Source organism: bacterium (genome assembly GCA_030654305.1).
GTDB lineage: Bacteria > Krumholzibacteriota > Krumholzibacteriia > LZORAL124-64-63 > LZORAL124-64-63 > PNOJ01.
The window spans coordinates 1-6,031 of record JAURXS010000352.1 but is presented as its reverse complement, the minus strand read 5'-3'; the positions used below and the strand labels follow the sequence as shown (position 1 = coordinate 6,031).

The following is a 6,031-nucleotide window of genomic DNA, read 5'->3' as shown; positions in this document are numbered from 1 at the left end:
GTACTGCACGGCCACCCCGGGTTCGGCGGCGGCCGCCCGCTCCATGACCTGCAGGGCGCGGTCCGTCGCCGCGAGCGAGGCGCCTTCGGGCAGGGTGGCCTCGAAGAAGAACTCGCCCTCGCTGAGCTGGGGGATCAGCTCTGTCTGCAGCAGCGGCACGGCGGCCATGGACAGGGCGAACAGGGCGAACCCGATCCCGAGCGTCAGCCACTTGCGGCGCAGCGAGGTCCGCAGCAGGGCGTCGAAGCCGATGGAGAAGCGGCCGAGGGTCATCGTCGCCGCGGGCAGGATCGCGAACTCGTCGTCGACCGGGACGGCGGCGGCGGTCTCCCGCCGGCGCTCCGCGTCGCCCGGCAGCCTGGACCCCGCCGCGCTCAGCATGGGGATCAGCGTGATGGCGACCACCAGCGAGGCCAGCAGGCTGAAGGTCACCGTCAGGGCCTGGTCGCGGAAGAGCTGCCCGGCGATGCCCTCGACGAACACGATCGGCACGAAGACCGCGACCGAGGTCAGGGTCGAGGCGGTCACCGCGGCGGCGACCTCCGAGGTGCCGTCCACGGCCGCGCGGTAGAGGGAGGCCCCCTCGCGGCGCCGCCGGTAGATCGACTCGAGCACCACGATGGAGTTGTCCACGAGCATGCCGATGCCCAGGGTCAGCCCGCCCAGCGACATGACGTTCATGGTGATGTCGAGCTTGTACATGGCGACGAAGGTCGCCACCACCGAGATCGGGATCGAGGTGGCGATGATCAGCGTGCTGCGCAGGTCGCGCAGGAACAGCATCAGCACCAGGATCGCCAGCAGGCCGCCGACCAGGGCGGCGTCGCGCACCTCGTCCACGGACTGCTGGATGAAGTGCGACTGGTCGAACAGCACGGTCAGCTGCGTGCCCGGCGGCAGCTTGCCGTCCTGCCAGGCCGCGAGGCGCTCGCGCAGGCGCTTGGCCACCGTCACGGTGTTGGCGTCGCCCTCCTTGTAGAGGGAGATCTCCACCGACTCCGCGCCGTCCACGCGCGTGATCTCCTCGCGCTCCTTGACGCCGCGCCGCACCTCGGCCACGTCCCCGATGCGCACCACGCCGCGCTCGTCGCGCCGCACGATCAGGTCGGCGATCTCCGCGACGTCGTCGTACTCGTTGATGGTGCGGATCAGGAACTGGTCGTCGCGCCCGCGCAGGGCGCCGCCGGGCAGGTTGACGTTGCCCACGCCCAGCACCTGCCGCACCGCCTCGAGCGGGAGCCCCAGCGCCGCGAGGCGGTCCTGGTCGACGTCGACCTGGATCTCCTCCTCGAAGCCGCCCTTGATCTGCGCCGCGGCCACGCCCTTGAGCGTCTCGAAGTCCTGCTTGAGCTGCTTGTCGGCGAGCCGGCGCAGCACGGTCAGGTCATCGGTGCCCGACAGCGCGAGCCGGATGATGGGGTCCAGGCTCGGGTCGTAGCGCAGCACGACCGGGTCGGTGGTCTCGGCGGGCAGGAGCAGGCGGTCGAGCTTCTCGCGGACCTCCATCGACAGCAGGTCCATGTCCGCGCCCCACTCGAACTCGAGCGTGACCTCCGACATGCCGGGCCGCGACACCGAGTGGATCGACTGCAGGCCGCGCAGCACGCCGACGGACTCCTCGACCGGCCGCGTGACGAGGTTCTCCACCTCCTGGGGCGCCGTGTCGGGGAACTCGGTCCGCACCGTGAGCGAGGGGTAGGTGATGTCGGGGAACAGCTCCAGCGCCAGCCGCCCGTAGGCCACCACGCCGAAGACGATGATCGCCAGCGCCGCCATCACGACGCTGACCCGGCGGCGGACGGCGAGATCGACGAACGCGCGCATCAGGAGCCGGCCCCCTCGGCGAGGACCTTCAGCTTCGAGCCGTGCTTCAGCGAGCGCTGGCCCTTGACCACGACCCGCTCCGCCGCCGCCAGGCCGCTCAGGATCTGGGTCCGCTCGTCGTCGGTGAACCCGACCTCGACGACGCGGCGCTCGGCGGTCGCCCCGTCCCCGCCAGTCGTTTCGCCCCCGCCAATCGTTTCGCCCCCGCCGGCCGCCACGTAGACGACGGTCTCGCCCTTGTCCGTCAGCACGGCCGACCGCGGCACCAGCACCGCGCCTTCGCGCCGCTCGGTGACGATCTGCACCTGGGCGAAGTCGCCGGGGCGCGTGCCCTCGGGGTAGTCCGGGATCTCGATCGTGATCTTGATCGTGCCGCTGGCGGGGTCGATGACCGGGCTGATCAGCTTGATGCGCCCCTGCACGCGCTGGCCGACGCTGTCGAGCACCAGCTCGACGGCCTGGTCCTGCCGCAGCTTGTTGAACTCGCGGCTGGGCACGTGGACCTTCGCCAGCAGCGGGTCGAAGTCGGCCAGCGCGAACAGCGGCGTGCCGACCGACACGTTCTGGCCGACGCTCGCCAGGCGGCGCGTCACGCGCCCGCCGAAGGGCGCGACCACCTCGGTGTAGGACAGGTTCAGGCGCGCGAGCCCCTCGTCGGCCTCGGCCCGGGCCAGCTCGCTGCGGGCGGCCTCGAACTCCTCGACCGTGGCCAGGTCCTCGTCGCGCATGGCCTGCAGGCGCTGGAAGCGCGTGCGGAGGTTCGCCGCCGCCGCCGCGGCCTGGTCGGCGCGCAGGCGGTACTCGTTGTTGTCGATGCGCAGCAGCGCGGCCCCCGCGCCCACCCGGTCGCCCTCCTCGGCGGACAGGGCCGCGATCACGCCGGCGACGCGGGCGAGCACCTGCGCCTCCTTCTCGGCTTCCAGCGTCGCGGTCGCCTTGTAGTAGCTGGAGATGGCCCCCAGCTCCGCCGGCGCCACGGCGACCGGCACGGCCGGCTCCTCGGGCTGGCCCCCGGGACCGCCGGCGCGGGCCTCGGCCTGCGCGCCTCCGGCGGGAGCGTCTTGCTTGCCGCCACCGCAACCGGCGGCGGCCGCCAGGAGGAGCGCGAACAGGAGGAAGCGGGGGAGTTTCGCGATCGTCATGGGTCTGCGATCCCTTCACTGGTTGCGGCCGGGCCCGGGCGGGGGCGCGGAGATCGGCGAACGCTACAAGATCTACCACCGGAGCGGATTTGACAATCGCCGCCCGGCGGGGATCGGTCTAGGACGGCGGGGGGGAGGCGGGGTTGCAGGAAATCACCGGAAATCGGCATGAAGCCTGCGGAACAAGCCGCAGCGCGATCCGAGTCAACGCCGCTGACCGCCACTAGTCCAATTTGAGCAAATGTCAGAAATCGTGGTGACGTCATGATGAAGCACTAGCATTTCATCAAATGAGGCCCGATGAGTGAGTCGATCCCCACTTCGGCGACCCCAGCGGAACTGGCCCTTCATCACAGCTTCGTCGAATCGGTCCAGCAGCTCAAACGAGGGCTCGTCCGCAGTTGCCACTACTTGCTCCAGATCCGGAACCGCAATGTCCATGGCGTGCTCGGCTATCGCACGATCGCGGAATATGCGGCCGCCGAAGCGGGGTTGACCCGCGCTCAATGCAACAGCTTCCTGGAGCTTGCCCGACGTTTGCCGCTGCTTCCCGGCGTCGCGGCGGGCATCGAGAATGGGGACTTGAACTGGTCGCAGGCCAAACTGCTGTGCCGCGCCGCGACGCCGGCGACCGAGCAGGCGTGGATCGACACCGCCAAAGGCCTGTCCGTGCGTTCGCTGGCCGAAGTGGTCAGGCGGGTATCAACGCCCGTGAAGCCGATCGCGTCGTCACCGCCACGCCGCGCAGCCTTCGTCCCGCCTCCGTCATCCGTGCCGAAGTCCCACTTCGTCACCGTCGCTTTCCACGACGACCGCTTCGCGATCTGGGAAGCCTGGCTGGCCGCCGCGCGGGTCGCGACCCCGGGGGTGCCGACGGATGAACTCCTGGCTGGGTTGATCGAGCAGGGCGGCGCCGGGGTCGTCGTGCGGCTCGCGATCCGGCAGTGCCCGGATTGCCGGTCGGCCGCGGTCGCCACGTCACGCGGCGACCTGGCCGTCTCCGCCGCGCTTCTCGCAAGCGCCGCCTGCGAAGCCGAAGTGCAGGGACCCGATGGGAGCCTGCGCCGGGCAGTGCCGCCGCGGATGCGGCGCCTCGTCCTGGCCCGCGATGGTCATCGCTGCCAAGTCGATGGCTGCGGCCACACCCAGCACCTCCAGGTCCATCACCGCACTCCCGTTGGGACGGGCGGACGCACGACTCCCGACAACCTGATCACGCTCTGCGGCCGCTGCCATCGCGCGCTGCACGAGCGCGAAGAGGCGCTGAAAGCCGCCGCCGCCGATCCGACGCGCTAGTCGCCGTACATCGACTTGAGCGTGCTCCAAGAGGCCTGCTCCGCGGGCGTGGCCCCGTCGCAGTAGGTCATCCAGCCCAGCGACATCTGGTAGGTGGTCGGCGGCACGAACGTCAGCGGCCCGATCCAGTTCAGCAGCCCGCTACCCGCCCCCGAGCCGTCGGGGCTCGTGGGTCCGAAGACCGGGGTCTGCCAGATGACGCCGCCGGCCGACGACGGAGTGTGGTCGTTGTGGGACACCGCGACGTAGTACAGGCCCGGCGCCAGCGACACGTTCGGTGCCGTGAGGATCTTCATGCCGCCCGCGCAGATCTGGTTGGCGCGCACCCCGAGGCCGGCGGCGTCGAACAGCCAGGGGCTCGGGCCGGCGTCCAGGGCGCACTGCAGGGAGACCAGGGGGAGGCCCGCCGGCGGCGTGGCCGTCAGCTGGATGCAGTAGACATCGACGTCATCATGCTCCGCGAGGATGCCGTCGATGGTGGCGAGGCCACCGGCGCCGAGCGTGATCTGCGCTGTGCCGAGCAGCTCGCCGGCGTCGCCGTCCTCGGTCCAGACCTGGGCGGACACGGTCGATGCCGCCAGCATCGCCATGGCCGCCATGGCGATGAACTTGTTGTTATTCATGCAGTTCTCCTGTCGTTGCCCGCGACCGGGACCTGATTGGTTGCCGAAGCGTGTCGCCAATCATGACATGTCCGGCGTGTCGGAAGCAATAGTGGTCTGAATTTATCCGAATTCGTGGCATGCTGATGTGGACGCCCGATCGGCTGGGAACCGCATGTGCTAGACTCCGCAGACGCCGACGGCCGCGCGCCGTGAACCACCCCGAAGGAAGTGCCATGCCCCGCATCCGGATCGCCTTCGTCGTCCTGCTGCTCCTGTGCCCGGCGGTGCCCGTCCTCGCCTCGGCTCGTCCCCCCGCGGCGACACCCGTACTGCCGTCCGGGCTGACCGCCGCCGACGTCCCGACCGGCACGCTCGTCGACCTGGCCGCCCCCCTGTCCGGTCTCGAGCGCTTCGACGGCGCTCCGGACGCGCCCGCGGCCACGACCGGCCTGTGGCGCCAGATGCTCTTCGAGCTGCGCCGCGCCAGCGTCATCGCGCGCGGCTGGCCCGAGCCGCGCGACCTGGAGCGGCGCGCGCTGCTGGAAGCCGCGCCCGAGGTCGTGCCGGTCGCCCTGCTGGATGCGGCCTACGACCGCCTGCGGCCCGGCTCGCCCGCCGACCGGCAGACCTGGTCCCGCGCCGACGTCGTCGCCGGCCGCGTCTTCGCCGCCGCCGCGTTGCGCCCCGTGACCTACCGCGGCGCCCGGATCGAGCTGTCCTTCGCCGCCGACCTGTGCGTCGGCGGCCTGCCGCCGCGCCTCGAGGTCGACCCCGACGACGGCGGCGGCTGGCGCGACGTCGGCCCCGATGGCCGGCTCACCGCGAGCTACACCGCCACGGGCATCCACACGCTGCGCCTGCGCGCGACGACGCCCGACGGCGCCCTGCGCCACGCCGCCTTCACGCTCGAGGTCGCCGCGCAGAAGACCCCCCAGCCCACCACGACCTGGCCCGTCACGGAGAGCGTGCCCTACGACGGCGCCGCCGGCGCCGGCTCGGCCTACGTCTACCTCGCCGAGGGCCGCACCCAGCTGGCCAACCCCGTGGTCGTGGTCGAGGGCTTCGACCTCGACGACACGATGGGCTGGGACGTGCTCTACGAGATGCTGAACCAGGAGCAGCTCATCGAGACGCTGCGCGCCGAGGGCTACGACGCCGTGGTGC

At 71.3% G+C, this 6,031-nt stretch carries 5 protein-coding genes; 2 read left to right on the top strand and 3 right to left on the bottom strand.

Annotation, left to right across the window (positions count from 1 at the left end; all coding sequences use genetic code 11):
- On the bottom strand, positions 1 to 1,824 hold a 1,824-nt coding region (locus Q7W29_10090), incomplete at its 3' end, for an efflux RND transporter permease subunit (protein ID MDO9172169.1).
- Positions 1,824 to 2,966, bottom strand: coding sequence for an efflux RND transporter periplasmic adaptor subunit (locus tag Q7W29_10085; protein MDO9172168.1), 1,143 nt, complete (start codon positions 2,964 to 2,966; stop codon positions 1,824 to 1,826). The genes Q7W29_10090 and Q7W29_10085, both read right to left, overlap by 1 nt.
- Before the next feature lie 300 nt (positions 2,967 to 3,266).
- On the opposite strand from Q7W29_10085, the gene Q7W29_10080 reads away from it, so the two are divergent.
- On the top strand, positions 3,267 to 4,262 hold the full coding sequence (locus Q7W29_10080) for an HNH endonuclease (GenBank protein MDO9172167.1): 996 nt from the start codon (positions 3,267 to 3,269) through the stop codon (positions 4,260 to 4,262).
- Here the strand turns inward: Q7W29_10080 and Q7W29_10075 are convergent.
- Positions 4,259 to 4,885: a hypothetical protein gene (locus Q7W29_10075; GenBank protein MDO9172166.1), complete on the bottom strand. Its 627-nt coding sequence runs from the start codon at positions 4,883 to 4,885 to the stop codon at positions 4,259 to 4,261. The two genes, Q7W29_10080 and Q7W29_10075, sit on opposite strands and share 4 nt — an antisense overlap.
- Positions 4,886 to 5,100: 215 nt before the next feature.
- Here Q7W29_10075 and Q7W29_10070 point away from each other — a divergent pair.
- The coding region (locus Q7W29_10070; protein ID MDO9172165.1) for a hypothetical protein at positions 5,101 to 6,031 on the top strand (931 nt) is incomplete at its 3' end.

Excerpts from the sequence above, each read along its gene's own strand:
- Q7W29_10080 (MDO9172167.1), top strand. The coding sequence starts at position 3,267 with ATGAGTGAGTCGATCCCCACTTCGGCGACCCCAGCGGAACTGGCCCTT.
- Q7W29_10075 (MDO9172166.1), bottom strand. The coding sequence starts at position 4,885 with ATGAATAACAACAAGTTCATCGCCATGGCGGCCATGGCGATGCTGGCG.
- Q7W29_10085 (MDO9172168.1), bottom strand. The coding sequence starts at position 2,966 with ATGACGATCGCGAAACTCCCCCGCTTCCTCCTGTTCGCGCTCCTCCTG.